The organism is Hoeflea sp. TYP-13 (assembly GCF_040932035.1).
Classification (GTDB): domain Bacteria; phylum Pseudomonadota; class Alphaproteobacteria; order Rhizobiales; family Rhizobiaceae; genus Hoeflea_A.
On sequence record NZ_JBFRBB010000001.1, the window covers coordinates 540,525 to 554,177 of the forward strand.

The 13,653-nt window shown below is 58.2% G+C and carries 12 protein-coding genes; 8 read left to right on the forward strand and 4 right to left on the reverse strand.

All coding sequences use genetic code 11. The annotated features are described in order from the left end of the window. Positions 1–10 precede the first annotated feature (10 nt). From ABVT35_RS02430 to ABVT35_RS02440, 3 genes are read left to right on the forward strand one after another with little or no spacing between them, the layout of a single operon-like run. A complete protein-coding gene (locus ABVT35_RS02430; protein ID WP_368464681.1) occupies positions 11–2,590 on the forward strand; it encodes a plasma-membrane proton-efflux P-type ATPase in 2,580 nt (859 codons plus the stop codon). Positions 2,591–2,604: 14 nt separating this feature from the next. Beyond that, on the forward strand, positions 2,605–3,438 hold the full coding sequence (locus ABVT35_RS02435) for a polyphosphate kinase 2 family protein (protein WP_368464682.1): 834 nt from the start codon (positions 2,605–2,607) through the stop codon (positions 3,436–3,438). Between the two features lie 7 nt (positions 3,439–3,445). Next, positions 3,446–3,991: a hypothetical protein gene (locus ABVT35_RS02440; RefSeq protein WP_368464684.1), complete on the forward strand. Its 546-nt coding sequence runs from the start codon at positions 3,446–3,448 to the stop codon at positions 3,989–3,991. Here the strand turns inward: ABVT35_RS02440 and ABVT35_RS02445 are convergent. Beyond that, complete coding sequence (locus ABVT35_RS02445; protein WP_368464685.1) at positions 3,936–5,216, reverse strand: DUF2235 domain-containing protein; 1,281 nt, start codon at positions 5,214–5,216, stop codon at positions 3,936–3,938. The two genes, ABVT35_RS02440 and ABVT35_RS02445, sit on opposite strands and share 56 nt — an antisense overlap. A 72-nt stretch (positions 5,217–5,288) precedes the next feature. Continuing rightward, complete coding sequence (locus ABVT35_RS02450; RefSeq protein ID WP_368464686.1) at positions 5,289–5,768, reverse strand: putative quinol monooxygenase; 480 nt, start codon at positions 5,766–5,768, stop codon at positions 5,289–5,291. A 142-nt stretch (positions 5,769–5,910) separates the two neighbouring features. Between ABVT35_RS02450 and ABVT35_RS02455 the strand changes: the two genes are divergently transcribed. Continuing rightward, a complete protein-coding gene (locus ABVT35_RS02455; protein WP_368464688.1) occupies positions 5,911–6,519 on the forward strand; it encodes a dimethylsulfonioproprionate lyase family protein in 609 nt (202 codons plus the stop codon). A 70-nt stretch (positions 6,520–6,589) separates the two neighbouring features. Continuing rightward, a complete protein-coding gene (locus ABVT35_RS02460; RefSeq protein WP_368464689.1) occupies positions 6,590–6,991 on the forward strand; it encodes a cupin domain-containing protein in 402 nt (133 codons plus the stop codon). Between the two features lie 204 nt (positions 6,992–7,195). Here ABVT35_RS02460 and ABVT35_RS02465 read toward each other — a convergent pair whose 3' ends face one another. Beyond that, positions 7,196–8,209 (reverse strand): DUF6602 domain-containing protein, encoded by a 1,014-nt coding sequence (locus ABVT35_RS02465; protein ID WP_368464690.1) that lies wholly within the window; start codon positions 8,207–8,209, stop codon positions 7,196–7,198. A 426-nt stretch (positions 8,210–8,635) separates the two neighbouring features. Here ABVT35_RS02465 and ABVT35_RS02470 point away from each other — a divergent pair, with 426 nt between their 5' ends. The 3 genes from ABVT35_RS02470 (at position 8,636) to ABVT35_RS02480 (ending at position 11,775) form a co-directional block, all read left to right on the forward strand. Then, a complete protein-coding gene (locus ABVT35_RS02470) occupies positions 8,636–9,391 on the forward strand; it encodes a DUF4145 domain-containing protein (RefSeq protein ID WP_368464691.1) in 756 nt (251 codons plus the stop codon). 2 nt (positions 9,392–9,393) lie between these two features. Continuing rightward, positions 9,394–10,491 carry a DUF4062 domain-containing protein gene (locus tag ABVT35_RS02475; RefSeq protein ID WP_368464692.1) on the forward strand — a complete coding sequence of 366 codons (1,098 nt, stop codon included), beginning with the start codon at positions 9,394–9,396 and terminating at the stop codon, positions 10,489–10,491. A 393-nt stretch (positions 10,492–10,884) separates the two neighbouring features. Next, positions 10,885–11,775, forward strand: coding sequence for an HNH endonuclease (locus ABVT35_RS02480; protein WP_368464693.1), 891 nt, complete (start codon positions 10,885–10,887; stop codon positions 11,773–11,775). 25 nt (positions 11,776–11,800) lie between these two features. Here the strand turns inward: ABVT35_RS02480 and ade are convergent, their stop codons facing one another. Next, entirely contained in the window at positions 11,801–13,594 is a 1,794-nt protein-coding gene (ade, locus tag ABVT35_RS02485; RefSeq protein ID WP_368464694.1) for an adenine deaminase, read from the reverse strand. Positions 13,595–13,653: the final 59 nt, after the last annotated feature.

Genomic DNA, 13,653 nt, shown 5'->3' on the forward strand with positions numbered 1-13,653 from the left:
GGGAAAGCACATGAGCCAGACCGGTAACACTGCTGCGAACAGCGCCGATCTTGAAACCATGCCTGTAAAAGACGTGCTGAAAGAGCTTGGCGTCGAAGCTGAAAAGGGGCTTTCGACTGGCGAAGCGGAAAAAAGGCTACAGGAATACGGGCCGAACGCGCTGCCCGAAAAGCATGTGAGCCTTGCGGCAAAGATCCTCAAATATTTCACCGGACCGATTGCCTTCATGATCGAGGCGGCCGCGCTGGTCTCTGCCTTTCTCGGACGCTGGGACGATTTTATCATTATCTTCGGCCTGCTCGTTTTCAATGCCAGCCTTGAATTGTGGCAGGACATGAAGGCTTCCAATGCGCTTGCGGCGCTGAAGGAAAGCCTCGCCCCGCACGCAACAGCATTGCGTGACGGCGCGTTCACCACCATCGATGCCGCAAATCTCGTGCCGGGCGACATCGTCAGGATTCGGCTTGGCGAGATCGTGCCTGCGGACCTGCGGCTGGTTTCGGGCGATTATGCCTCCATCGACCAGGCGGCGCTGACGGGCGAGTCGCTTCCCGTCGATAAAAAGCCCGGCGACGAGGCCTATTCCGGCTCCGTCGTCAAACAGGGCGAGATGCAAGGGCTGGTGATCGCCACCGGCGCCAACACCTTCTTCGGGCGTACGGCAAAACTTGTTGCCGGCGCCGGCGCCGTCAGCCATGCGCAGCGGGCAATGTTCCAGATTGGCAATTTTTTGATTGCCGTTGCCGTGGTGCTGGCGCTGGTGATGGTTGCGGTGCAGGTCTGGCGCGATATCGTCGTCACCGACAATTGGGGCCTTGCCGACGCGCTCGATATTCTGCAATTCGTGCTGATCCTGCTTGTTGCTTCCATTCCGGTGGCAATGCCCGCCGTCTTTTCGATCACCATGGCGCTCGGCGCGCTGGCGCTGTCGAAGGAAAAGGCCATCGTCTCGCGCCTTGCTTCGATCGAGGAAATGGCCGGGGTCGACATATTGTGCTCCGACAAGACCGGCACGCTGACCAAGAACCTCCTGACGCTGGGCGATCCGATCCTGCTGGAGGGCGGGGATGGGCAGGAGGTGGTGCTTGCCGCCGCGCTCGCCTCGGAAAGCGAAAACAGCGATGTCATCGATTCCGCCGTGATGGAGGCGCTGAGGGACCGGGCGGTGCTGGACGCTTACAAGATGGTCAAGTTCACGCCCTTTGACCCGGTCTCGAAACGCACGCTGGCAAGCGTCACCGATGAAAACGGCAAGGCGCTCACCGTCGCCAAGGGCGCGCCACAGGCGATTGTTGACCTCGCAAAGCCGCCGGCGGAGATCGCCAGCAAGGTTGAGGAAAGCGTCGCCGAGCTCGGCAAGCGCGGCTACCGGGCGCTTGGCGTTGCCCGCTCGCAGGACGACGGCAAGAGCTGGAGCCTCCTTGGTATCCTGCCGATGTTCGACCCGCCGCGCGACGATTCCAAGGACACGATCGAAAAGGTCCGCGCCAAGGGCGTCTCGGTCAAGATGGTGACCGGCGACGACACGGCGATTGCCCGCGAGACGGCGCGTCAGCTCGGCCTCGGCACCAATATCATCGCCGCCGCCGATGCCTTCCCGAAGGATATGGACCCGGATCATGTGCCGGAGCGCATCGCCGATTCGATCGAAAAGGCCGACGGTTTTGCCCGCGTTTTCCCGGAGCACAAATACGCCATCGTCAAGGCGCTGCAGCAGCGCGGCCATCTCGTCGCCATGACCGGCGACGGCGTCAACGACGCGCCGGCGCTCAAGCAGGCCGATTGCGGCACCGCCGTTTCCGGCGCGACGGACGCGGCGAGGGGCGCGGCGGCACTGATCCTGACGGCGCCGGGCCTTTCCGTCATCGACAACGCCATCGACGAGGCGCGGCGCATATTCGGGCGTATCACCAGCTATACGATCTACCGCGTGGCGCTCACGATGGACATCATGTTCCTGGTGGTGCTGTCGACCATCTTCCTCGGCTTCCAGCCGCTGACGGCGATCATGATCGTCATCATGTCGCTGCTCGACGACGTGCCGATCATGACCATTGCATATGACAACACGGCGGTGACGAAAGATCCGATCCGCTGGCGCATGCCACGGCTTTTATCCGTTTCGGCGGTGCTCGGCCTTGCCTCCATCGTTCAATCCTTCGGGCTGCTGCTCATCGGCTTTGCGGTGATGGCGCATCCGCCGGCAAGAGAATATTTCGGCCTTCACGACCAGTCGCATCTGCAAACGGTGATGTTCCTGCAGCTTGTCGCCGGCGGGCATCTGCTGCTGCTTGTCACCCGAACGCATAAATGGTTTTTCGAGCCGCCGGTCCCGGCGCCGCCGCTCGCCATCGCCATCGTGCTGACGCAGGCGCTTGCGGTTCTGATGTGCGGCTTCGGCTGGATCGTGCCGGCGATCTCCTGGACGACCATCGGCTGGATCTGGGTCTATCTGCTTGTCTGGCTCTGTATCCTCGGTATCGTGCGCGTGGCCATGGAGAGGCTGATCGACAACCGGCTCGACCGCCGCGCCCGCGCCGCCGAGATCGTCAATACGCACCTGCACCACCACCGGCATCTGCACCGTTAACTCAGGAGGCTAAAATGGATTATCGTGAGCGCCTGATCGTCAAGCCCGGCACGCATGTGAAGCTTGCCGATATCGATCCGGGCTTCCACGGCCGCCATGAAAGCCACGAAAAGGCGGTGCCGGACCTCGAAGCAACGCTTGATGACATTACCGGCCTGCAGGAGCTCCTATACGCGGAAAAGAAACACGCGCTGCTGATCGTGCTGCAGGGTATCGATGCGGCCGGCAAGGACGGCGTGTGCTGGCACGTGATCCGCGCCATGAACCCGCAAGGCACAAATGTTTCCGGCTTCAAGCAACCGTCGGCGGAAGAGCGCGCCCATGATTTTTTGTGGCGTATCCACAAAAAGGTGCCGGGCCTCGGGCAGGTCGGTGTCTTCAACCGCTCGCATTATGAGGATGTGCTCGTCGTGCGCGTACATGATCTGGCGCCCAAAGCCGCGTGGGAAAAGCGTTACGAAGCCATCAACGCCTTTGAGAGCGGGCTCACCGACAGCGGCGTAACCATAGTGAAATTCTTCCTTTATATCTCGAAGGAAGAGCAGCTCGAGCGCTTCAGGAAACGCCTCGACGATCCGGACCGCCAATGGAAGATCTCGGCGGCCGACTATGCCGAGCGCGAGCGCTGGGACGATTACGTCGCCGCCTATGAGGCGATGCTGTCGAAATGCTCGACGCAAAACGCCCCCTGGTATGTGATCCCCTCCAACCACAAATGGTTCCGCAACCTCGCCGCCTCGCAGATCATCCTCGAAACGCTGAAGGCCATGGATCTGAAGGCGCCGGAGCCGACCGTCGATATCGACGAGATCCGCAAAAAATACCACCAGGCGAAGAAAGAAGGGTAGGGCGAATATGCACAATCTTGCGTTGGCGGGCCTTGCCTTCGTCTTTTCCCTGGCGGTGCTTATTGCCGGCGGGCATTTGATGAACCGCGCGACGAACCACAGCATCGTTGCCTCGGCTCTGCAGGGCGCGGGGCTGAAGGCGCTGAATGTCCGTTTCGCGCATTACGGTACGGAAGACGCGGCAAAGGTCTGGTCGGTGATTTCGAAAACGGATGGCGGTCTGAAGGCCGAACGGGCTTTCCTGAAGCTCGATCTCTTCTTCCCCGTCCTTTACGGCGGTGCGCTCGCCTTCAGCCTGCTGGCGGTTTTGTTCGCCCTCGGCGCCAGCCCGCAGGGCGTCTGGTTTTTAACGCCGGTTGCCGTCGCCGTCCTTGCCGACTGGACCGAGAATTCCATTCATCTGCGCCAGCTCAAAACCTTCGACGGCACGGCGGCCTCGCTCGACGCCGGGCTCATCCAACTCGCGAGCGTTGCGACCGGCATCAAGCTGGTCTTCGTCATTTTGTCGCTTTTGCTGATCCCGCTTTTGCCTTTGCTTTTGCGGCGCGCCTGACACGCGGTTTTGGCGCGGGCGGCTCCCCGACGACAACATGGTCCGCCGGAATGTTCGGCTGCTCATAGTCGCTTGGCGTGCCGCGCCGCTTGAAGACGGAATGATGGATCGAAGCGCCAGGCGGAATGATCCGCTTTTCAAAGCGCGGAATATACCAGCCCATGAAGGCGGGCCGCGACGTCGGATCGTATTGCGACACCCGCCGCGGCAGATATTCGAGGATCTTCCACGCGAAAGTCATCGAATTGTTGGGCGCCGCCAGCGGATCGGGCGCGACATAGGGCTTGTTGGCGTTCTTGCCGAGCACGATCTCGTTGACCGTGCGGGTCTTGTATTTCAGCCCCAGCGCCTTTGTCTCGTCGATCATCCATTCGAGCGGGATCTTGGCAAGGCGGCTCTCGCGCTCCGGATAACCGCCGCCGGCATCGCCATGAACGCCCGAGAACCAGACTTGCCTAACATCCTGTTTTATGACCGTCTTCGGCCTGAACGGCCCGCCCCAATAGTCGACGCCCTCCGGCCAGAGCTGCGGGCGGAACATGGTGCGCATTTCGTCGATCGCCACCGCATGGCGCACCGCCTCGACGGATTTGTTGGTCCGGGTAAAGGCGTGGGTGCGGGTGCGCGGGCCGTAGCGGCCGAGCTCGATCACCGAGCCGACCGTGTCGAAAAGCCCGAGACAGCGGATCGCCGGCCGCCGAGGCGAAAGAATCCGCTCGAAAAGCCGCGCTTCGGCAAAGGGGTTTTTCGCCGGGTCGCGATCGTCGCTCACCGTTTCGCCGCTCCGCTCGCTGATGCCCTTATAGGCGCGGTAGGCATAGTCGAGAAGGTTGAGATTGATCGGTTCAATCAGGCCGATGGCGTGGATGAAGCCGGCAAGCACGCGCACCGTATAGGCGCCGCGCGAAAAGCCGAAGAGATAGATCTCGTCCGGTTCGCCGCCCGAAGCCTTGCCGTCATCATAGGTCTCGGCGAGGAACCGGTAGGCCTCCTTGACATTGTGGTCGAGCCCCCAGCCGGTCGCCAGCCCCCAGATCTCGTGGGCCTTGCGGTAGTGATAGGACCAGGCATTCGCCGCCCCGAACGTGCCGACGCCCGGATCGTAAAAGACAAGCTGTTCGTCGTTCTTTTCGAGCGCGCCGTAAAGCCGCAGGATATTGGTCCGGTCCTCCGATATCTCGTTGGACGTTCCGTCGCACAAAACCACAATCCGCCTGCCTGCCATGCCGCACCTCCTCTAGACACGCTCTAAATTGCAGGTTGCAATCCAACATTGGCAAGAGTGGGACGGGAGGCTTCAGCGCACAAAGCCGCCGGCGGGCTGCATATAGACGGGGTCGGCGCCTTCCAGCTCCTTTTTCAGCGCCGCGCTGGGCTCCCCAAACACCACCATGCCGGTCGGCTCGACGAGTTCCATCAGCCGCGCCGCGAAGTTTTCGTTGAACGAGGCGAGATGGGTGAGCGCCGCTTCCGAATCGCGGTAATGCTCGTGAACCTGGCCGTTTTTGCCGTCGTCGCTGATCGACCATTCATAGCCGAGCGTGCCGGGCTCCGAGGCCTTGGCCCCGTCCGCCATCTCGGCAATGATGGCTTTCAGCTTTTCAACGGCGCCGTCCTTGATCGTCACCGAAAACACCCAGGATACGTCCGATCCGCTCATGGTCTTGTCTCCCTTTTTTACCGAAGCCTCGTCAGCCGCGCGCGCACCGCCCACCGGGGTGAAACATGCCGCCAGGCTGAAAATCAGCGCACGGCGCGATAGTCGAAGATGCGGCATTGCGGCCTCCAACGTGAGGTTGCAACCATATCAGTGAACCGGCGCCGGTCAAATTGCCTTTGTCCGGCAGCAATGCACTTTCTTGCAGTTGTTTTCACCCGCGTCATTAGCGGGCATACTTGGCGTTGGGAGGCAGGTGACGATGACCCTGTTGCAACCGGGCGAGGCGGCGGATTTTCGAGCCCTCTTCGATGCGCTGGCGATGGCCTTTGAAACCGAGGGTCGGCCGGGCGGCGATGAGGCCGTGGCGGCGCTGCGCGCGGCCGATACCGCCGCCTACCGCCGCGCCGCCTCGGCGTCGCATCCCGGTGCCCTGCTTGAAGAGGCCTGCGCGCTTGTCGGTGCGCTGCCCGAGGCCGGTCTTGTTCTTGCCTGCCGCCGCCTTATCGACTGGACGTGCTGGCAGGGCGAGGGGCTGGACGCCGGCGTCTCCGCGCGCCTGCACGCGGCCGAGCTTGTCGGCCCCGACGGCCACATCCCGGCGAAAAATGTCCGCATCGGCCTTCTCGTCTCGGAACCTGACACCAACTATCCGGTCTCCAGCCATTCGGGCGAGGAGACGTATTTCGTGATATCCGGCACCGCCGAATGGACCGTTGGCGATGAGCCTTACCGCGCCCGTGCCCCCGGCACACTCATCCACCACCCGGCCTGGGTTCCCCACGGCCGCCGGACATTGACTGAGCCCTTCCTCGGCGCCTGGCGCTGGAGCGGCGATCTGGATCTTGCAAGCTTCCGGGTTGAAAGGTGAGCCGCTATTGTCCGCCGGCCCACGGCGTGTAGTCTTGCCTTAAGCGTTTCATCAGGCCGAGGATAACAGGATGGACATCTACAAGGCGGGCAGCCGCCCGACGGGCGAAGGCAGCGCCGACTATTTCACCGGAACCGTCACCATGGACCCGATTGTCACCGCGCCGGAACCCGCGCGCGTGCGGGCGCTGCGGGTCAGCTTCGCGCCGGGCGCGCGCACCGCCTGGCACACCCACCCGCTCGGCCAGGCGCTGCATGTCGTCTCCGGCGCCGGCTACGTGCAAAAACAGGGCGAGCCGGTCCAAAAAATCCTGCCCGGCGACACGGTCTGGATTGAACCCGGTGAAAAACACTGGCACGGCGCCACAAAAGACAACGCCATGACCCACATTGCCATCCACGAGGCCCTCGACGGCTCCAATGTCGACTGGCTGGAGCATGTGAGCGATGAGGAGTATGGCGAGGCGGGGTGAGGGGAGGGGGTTGCGGAAATGAATTAAATAGCGGTAGCCGGCCCGTTGCCGCCATTGGCGAATATAGCTGATACCGAAACGCACATCTCTAAAGAGGACTTTCGCCGCGGTGCCTTGGGCCAGCCTACATTAATGCTGGGTATGCGGACGAATCCGACATTCGAAGTGGTGAGGTTAAACTACAGCTGGAGAAAACAAATAGGCTTAACTGTTGTCAGAATCTTCAATCAATCGATCCGAGTTGATCCGCCGAAACTGCTCCGACGGTAAGTCTATCCATGTGGGCGAAAAACCAATTTTGGGGGAGCTGATATTTGGCAGATGTCTGATTTCGTCTGTGTATGAGAAGAAGCGATTAAAGCCAGAACGATTTAATTGGTAGTGCAGTGACGCAAGAAGGGTGGCAATAGTTTTGTCCCCTTGCCATTCGAATTTGTCCTTATTTGACACGCTACGTAGATAGCGCCCCTCATCAGATGCCCATCCTTCTGCATATTCGAATCCAGTTTCGCTTGGGTTTTCTGACATATAACAGCAGTTGGTAATCTCGAAATCATCGTAAACCAACACCTTTTCCAACAAAGGAAAAGCGTCAGCTTCATCAGCAAGGAGATGATTTCGGTATGTCGATGCAATAATTTCCCTAGTTCTGGAAGGTGTTATCTGCCTATGGCCCGTTCTATTGGTTTTGACCTGCCACGCCATCAAAAACAATCCGGGCCGATTTGCTTGTTCTTGATGATGATCCCGATAAAACTGCTGCGTTTGTCGCCATTTTTGACCGAATTCGATTGCGTTTTCGAGGGTGTCTCGCAATCCCTTGGATGTCAAAGAACCCTTCACTTCAATTATGGCTTTGACAGATTCTGGCCTCACAACCACGAAGTCGTCGTCACGAAAGATGACCGGTACTGTGCTAGAGTCAAAAACTATAATATCGCATTGTCTCGACGGCTGAAATGATGCTTGATTGAGTTCGTCGAAGTTCTCCAGGTCCACTCCTTTCTCGAGAGGACACGGAAACAGGACGAACCCTGTTCCGACCTCAATTGTTCGCGGCAGATAATCGCGTAATACTTTAGCAAGCAGCCGCTCTTTGTATTGACCAATTGACGGAAAGTGTGTGCTCCCAATGACATGCTCTAGCATGTCAACGCGGGCAGAGAAGCTCTGGCCGACTAATGTAGCATGTGAGGTAAGATCAACGCGTTTTGTCAAAGGTGAGCCGTAAAGTTCGATCTGAGCGCAAATAAACCCAATTGGTTGTTGGCGGAGATGTCGGGAGCCACTGTAGCGGAAGACTGCAATCTTAGTAGCCTAAGTTAGTTTGCGCCGCTTTCCAACGACCAAAATGGGCTCATCGCATGATTGCTGTTTCTCAGAAAGGTCGACCAGACTTTGAGATGACAAACGGCATACTGCGCACAGTTGCCGTTCATCGGGAAACGTCTTTGCTGCGGATTGGTCGGTCGAAGCTGACCTAGCTTGACAGTGCAGCATCCGCTCGGCGATTGAAGTGGCCTCAGCGAACAGTACCAACCGAGGCTCACATCGCTTCCCCAAGGTGCCTCCCGTCGAATAAGTTGCAAGTTCGCTTCGTACCCGTCACAGTGCAGTGAGTTTCCCCAATTCACTAGAACCGACATGCCACTTGCCATCACCGCACCTAAGAATTTCTCTGATTATCCGGACTTTGAATACCCCTGCCCAGAATGCAATATCGGCTTCCTTGTCCCCGATCGAAGCACATTCAAAAAAATTGAACCGCCATACTCAGAATCTGCGCATGGGCATGAAGCTTGGGACCCGGGCTGGATTACGTTCCGTTTCACTGTCACCTGCGTGTGCAATAAGAAGGATTGCGGTGAGGTCGCTTTTGTTTCTGGCAAAGGCGGTGTTGATCAGCGATATGGTTATGACCGGCACCCCGAATATTATGAACACTTCACGATCCAATCTTTTTTTCCTTCACCTCGACTTTGCTACATCCCGCCTGAAACACCATCCGAGGTGGAGAACTTATTAGAAAGGAGTTTTGCCTTGTACTGGGTGGAGGCATCCGCTGCAGCAAATTCGCTTCGAGCAAGCTTAGAGGCCCTGCTAGATGAACTGAATGTGCCGACTCACGAGAGAAATAAAAGAGGTGAAACGGTAAGAATGAGCTTGCACCGCCGCCTCGATGTTTGGGCGGATACCAACAAAGATCATGCGGATTTATGCTACGCCCTTAAGGAAGTAGGTAATCTTGGCTCTCATGGGGATGTAGTGAAACCCAAACACTATTTTGGATCGCTTGAAATCTACTCGTACGTCCTAAAAGAGCTATTCGAAAATAATGCTCAAAAGATGAAAGAGCTAGCGAAGAACATTCAGGACGATATAAAGACAAAGAAACCATAGCCATGCAGGATAAAAGATTCTCCGTCTTTATTAGCTCTACCTTTGAAGACCTGAGGGAAGAGAGACAGGCTGTACAAGACGCCGTTCTGAGCGCCGGTGATTTCCCGGTTCAGATGGAGTCATTTCCCGCCGCCGATGAAGACCAATTTGAGTTTATCAAGACGCTTATCGATAAGTGTGATTACTACGTTCTGATTGTCGCCGGGCGATATGGAACCCCAGCCGATGACGGGGTTAGCTACACGGAAAAAGAATATTACTATGCCAAATCCCGAAACATCGCAGTCTTGGTCATGCTCCACGGCGATCCCGGTAGCATCCCCGCCGCCAAGACGGAAACTACCGATGACGGCAAGAAACGCCTCGCTAAGTTTGTTGAAGAAGTCTCAACGGGGCGCCTCCGTAAAACTTGGATCACCACAGGCGACCTGAAACACGCAGTCCGCGACGCCCTCGACAACGCTAAAGCCACTCGTCCCAGTATCGGGTGGGTTCGGGGTGACACTACCGCAAGCGCCGAACTATTACGTGAAATCAATGAGGTGAGGAAAGAGAATGAGAAGTTTCGGGACGCAATAGGACACCTGGAAATTGAACTTGCTCTGCCTCCCATCCCGGCAGCAGACGAACCTCTGGAAATCGACTTGATACCTATGACCGTAGGAGGCGGCTTTGGTGGGGACACGTCCGGTACCTATGCGCGGATCAAGTGCACATGGATTAGCGCATTCCCCGTCTTCTACAATGCGCTTGAATGGCGAACAAATGATTGGAATGGCGAAATCCAATACTATAGTGAAGATGAAGAGTCCCGCGGCGCTATCGGTGCAGCCTTCGCTGCTGAACTTGCGACATTCGACACCCAAGGCCTGTTCACCATATCTAAAAACACTTTTGAACGCCTGATGAGCTACTATATCGAAACCGGTTTAATGGTAGCAGAAGGCGAACAACCGTTTACAGAAGCCGGTAAGCGGTTGGCACGCCGCCACCGCATTGTTCACGCAGGAAGAGGCTTGTTTTCTGTTGTGGAGGGGGAGGTAGGTAAGAAGCACACCCTGCCAGATAGGTCGGCCGCTGACGAAGAAATACCATTCTAACCCCTCTTAACTGCAATACGTGAGCCGCATGCGGGCCGGTATGATAATGCAAGCGCTACATACTCAAGCCGAGTGCCAATGACAACTTTTGTACCTCACTCTTTTGGGTTTCGCGCTCGCAGCGAATTTCCGCTCTCCCCCAAAGCGGCCTGGGTTCACGAACCTACCCCTCCACCCGCGCCATCACCCGCTCCGCCGCCGCGTTTGCCTCGACCAGCTTCAGCGGAAACACGCACACCTTGAACCCGTTCGTTGGTAGGGCGCCCAGATTCACAATTTGCTACATAAGCAATTTGATCGCAGGGGCGGGGAAGTGACGCTCACCAATAGGTTGAAATTAGCCGCCTATTCTGAAAGCTTGTTGCCAATTGCATTTATTAGGCATTTTCAAACATGGCATTTGGAATATTCATGCACAGGGCCGACTCGATTTATAACGATATCCCATCCGTGCAGTATCAGTTCCCGAAGCAGTATCTTGGTAGGGCAGAAGAATTTGTCGGCGACTGGATAATCTATCTTCAACCAACAAAGGTTCGAAATACGAAAGGGTATTTTGCTGCCGCGAAGGTAAAGAAGATTGTTCCCGATCACCAACTCAAAGATATGTATCTCGCACTTATCGAGCCCGGCAGTTATCTCGATTTCGGTGACCCAGTGCCATTTCGCATTGGTGACCAGATCACTGAGGCGGGTCTCCTGAATGCACAAGGTCGCATTTCTGGTAGAGCTCAAGCAGCAGTCAGGCCTGTTTCTCCGACAGATTTCGCCAGAATTATTGAACTAGGCATTGGCAAGACAGAGGGTGACTTACCCCGAACTGACAAGCCGAATGAGATCAGCGAAGAGCCGGCGCCATATGTTCACCTGACTGCGCGCGACCGGATTGAGCAACTGACAAGCAGGCCAGTTCGTGACCGGAATTTCCGAAAAACTGTCTTGCGTGCCTATGGAGAAAGGTGCGCTATTACTGGGTTGCGGCTGATTAATGGTCGCGGAAGGGCCGAGGTTGAGGCAGCTCATATTCGACCGGTCGAACATGACGGCCCGGATATAATTAGCAACGGGATCGCTCTTTCCGGTACAGCACATTGGATGTTCGACAGAGGGCTTGTTGGTCTGTCGAACGATTTGGAAATCCTGATTTCCCGTCAAGCAAACGATGCGGAGGCCATCCGCTCAATGATCAACCCTAGCAGGGCGCTGCTCACACCGGATAGGCACAGCGAGTGCCCACATCCCGAATTTGTAACGTGGCACAGGGAAAAATGTTTCAAACATTAAGTGGCATTCCTGCTGCATCACCCCCCTACACAAACAACCCCACCTTCGCAAACTTCGTCACATCGATAATCCCCACATCCGAAATCCGGATTTCCGGGATCACCACCAGCGCCAGCAGCGAGTGCTGCATATAGGCGTTGTTTAAGGTGCAGCCGCAGGCGGCCATCGCTTCGACCATCTTTTGCGCCTTGGCGGCGACAACTTCCGCGCGCTCGTCGGCCATCAGGCCGGCGATCGGCAGTTCCACCAGCGCCAGCTCCTTGCCCTTTGAATAAACGACAATGCCGCCGCCCACTTCGCCGAGCCGGTTGGCGGCGAGCGCCATGTCGGCCCGGTCGGTGCCGACGACGATCATATGGTGGCTGTCATGGGCGACCGTCGAGGCGACGGCGCAGTCGGTGTCGTAGCCGAAGCCCGAGACGAAACCGTTGGTGACGGTCCCGGTTGCCCGGTGGCGCTCGACCAGCGCGATCTGGCAGACGTCCTTCGGCCGGTCCATCTGAACCAGCCCGCCGGCAACGCTTAAGCTCGCCTCCAGCGCCTTGGTCGGCGCCTGGTTCTCGATCACTCCGATGACCCGCGCCGTCACGGCCTCGGCGCCATCCGGCGCGGCAATCTCGAAATCGCGGGCGGCGAGCGGCTTGCCGAGTTTCACCGTATCCTTGGCGAATGCCGGATAGGCGTGGTGGGGGATTTCCGCCGTCAGCACACCGTTTTCGGCGAGAACTTCACCGCGTGCGATCACCGTTTCGACCGGTAGGCTTGCAAGGTCCGATGACAGGATCATGTCGGCTCTACGGCCGGGCGTGATCGAGCCGAGCTCGCGCTCCATACCGAAATGTTCCGTCGTGTTCAGCGTCGCCATCTGGATGGCGGTGACGGGTTTGAGGCCCTGCGCGATGGCGTGGCGCACCACCCGATTCATATGGCCGTCATGGACAAGCGTTCCCGAATGGCTGTCATCGGTGCAAAGGATAAAATTGCGCGGGTCGAGCCCGTCCTCGGTGACGGCCTTGATCTGCGGCGCGACGTCGTACCAGGCAGAGCCCAGCCGCAGCATGGCGCGGAGCCCCTGGCGCACGCGGGCAATCGCATCTTCCTTGCGGGTGCCCTCATGGTCGTCCGCCGGCCCGCCGGCGACATAGCCGTGGAAGGCGAGCCCCAGATCCGGCGAGGCGTAATGCCCGCCGACGGTCTTTCCGGCGGCCTGCGTTGCGGCAATCTCGCCGAGCATCGTCGCATTGCCGTTTGCCACGCCCGGAAAGTTCATCATCTCGCCAAGGCCGATAATGTTCGGCCAGGCCATCGCTTCCGTGACTTCCGCAACGCCAAGCTCCGCCCCGGCGTTTTCCAGCCCCGGCGCGCTTGGAACGCACGAGGGCATCTGCACCAGAACGTTGATCGGCAGCTCCACCGCCTCGTCATGCATCAGCTTGACGCCCGGCATGCCGAGCACATTGGCAATCTCGTGCGGGTCGATGAACATCGAGGTGGTGCCGTGCGGAATGACGGCGCGGGCAAATTCGGTAACGGTGACGAGCCCGCTTTCGACATGCATATGCGCGTCGCAAAGGCCGGGCACCAGATAGCGCCCCCTGGCTTCGATCACTTTCGTGTCGTCGCCGATGGCGTGGTCGGCATTCGGTCCGACAAAGGCGAACCGGCCTTCGGCAATCGCGATATCGGTGTTCGGCACAATCTCGCCGGAATGGACATTGACCCACTTGCCGCCCTTGATGACCGTATCGGCGGGGGTGCGGCCCATGGCAACGTCGATCAGCCTTGCTGCCACCTCGTTCCAGGGTTTGACCGGTGCCATTTTTTCCTCCCGCGCAGATTCGTTTCTTCTTGGTGCACAAGCCTACCCGCTTCACGGGC

Bases quoted from the DNA above. Each gene is read 5' to 3' on its own strand.
- ABVT35_RS02430 (WP_368464681.1), top strand. From the start codon at position 11: ATGAGCCAGACCGGTAACACTGCTGCGAACAGCGCCGATCTTGAAACC.
- ABVT35_RS02435 (WP_368464682.1), top strand. From the start codon at position 2,605: ATGGATTATCGTGAGCGCCTGATCGTCAAGCCCGGCACGCATGTGAAG.
- ABVT35_RS02440 (WP_368464684.1), top strand. From the start codon at position 3,446: ATGCACAATCTTGCGTTGGCGGGCCTTGCCTTCGTCTTTTCCCTGGCG.
- ABVT35_RS02445 (WP_368464685.1), bottom strand. From the start codon at position 5,216: ATGGCAGGCAGGCGGATTGTGGTTTTGTGCGACGGAACGTCCAACGAG.
- ABVT35_RS02450 (WP_368464686.1), bottom strand. From the start codon at position 5,768: ATGCCGCATCTTCGACTATCGCGCCGTGCGCTGATTTTCAGCCTGGCG.
- ABVT35_RS02455 (WP_368464688.1), top strand. From the start codon at position 5,911: ATGACCCTGTTGCAACCGGGCGAGGCGGCGGATTTTCGAGCCCTCTTC.
- ABVT35_RS02460 (WP_368464689.1), top strand. From the start codon at position 6,590: ATGGACATCTACAAGGCGGGCAGCCGCCCGACGGGCGAAGGCAGCGCC.
- ABVT35_RS02470 (WP_368464691.1), top strand. From the start codon at position 8,636: ATGCCACTTGCCATCACCGCACCTAAGAATTTCTCTGATTATCCGGAC.
- ABVT35_RS02475 (WP_368464692.1), top strand. From the start codon at position 9,394: ATGCAGGATAAAAGATTCTCCGTCTTTATTAGCTCTACCTTTGAAGAC.
- ABVT35_RS02480 (WP_368464693.1), top strand. From the start codon at position 10,885: ATGGCATTTGGAATATTCATGCACAGGGCCGACTCGATTTATAACGAT.
- ade (WP_368464694.1), bottom strand. From the start codon at position 13,594: ATGGCACCGGTCAAACCCTGGAACGAGGTGGCAGCAAGGCTGATCGAC.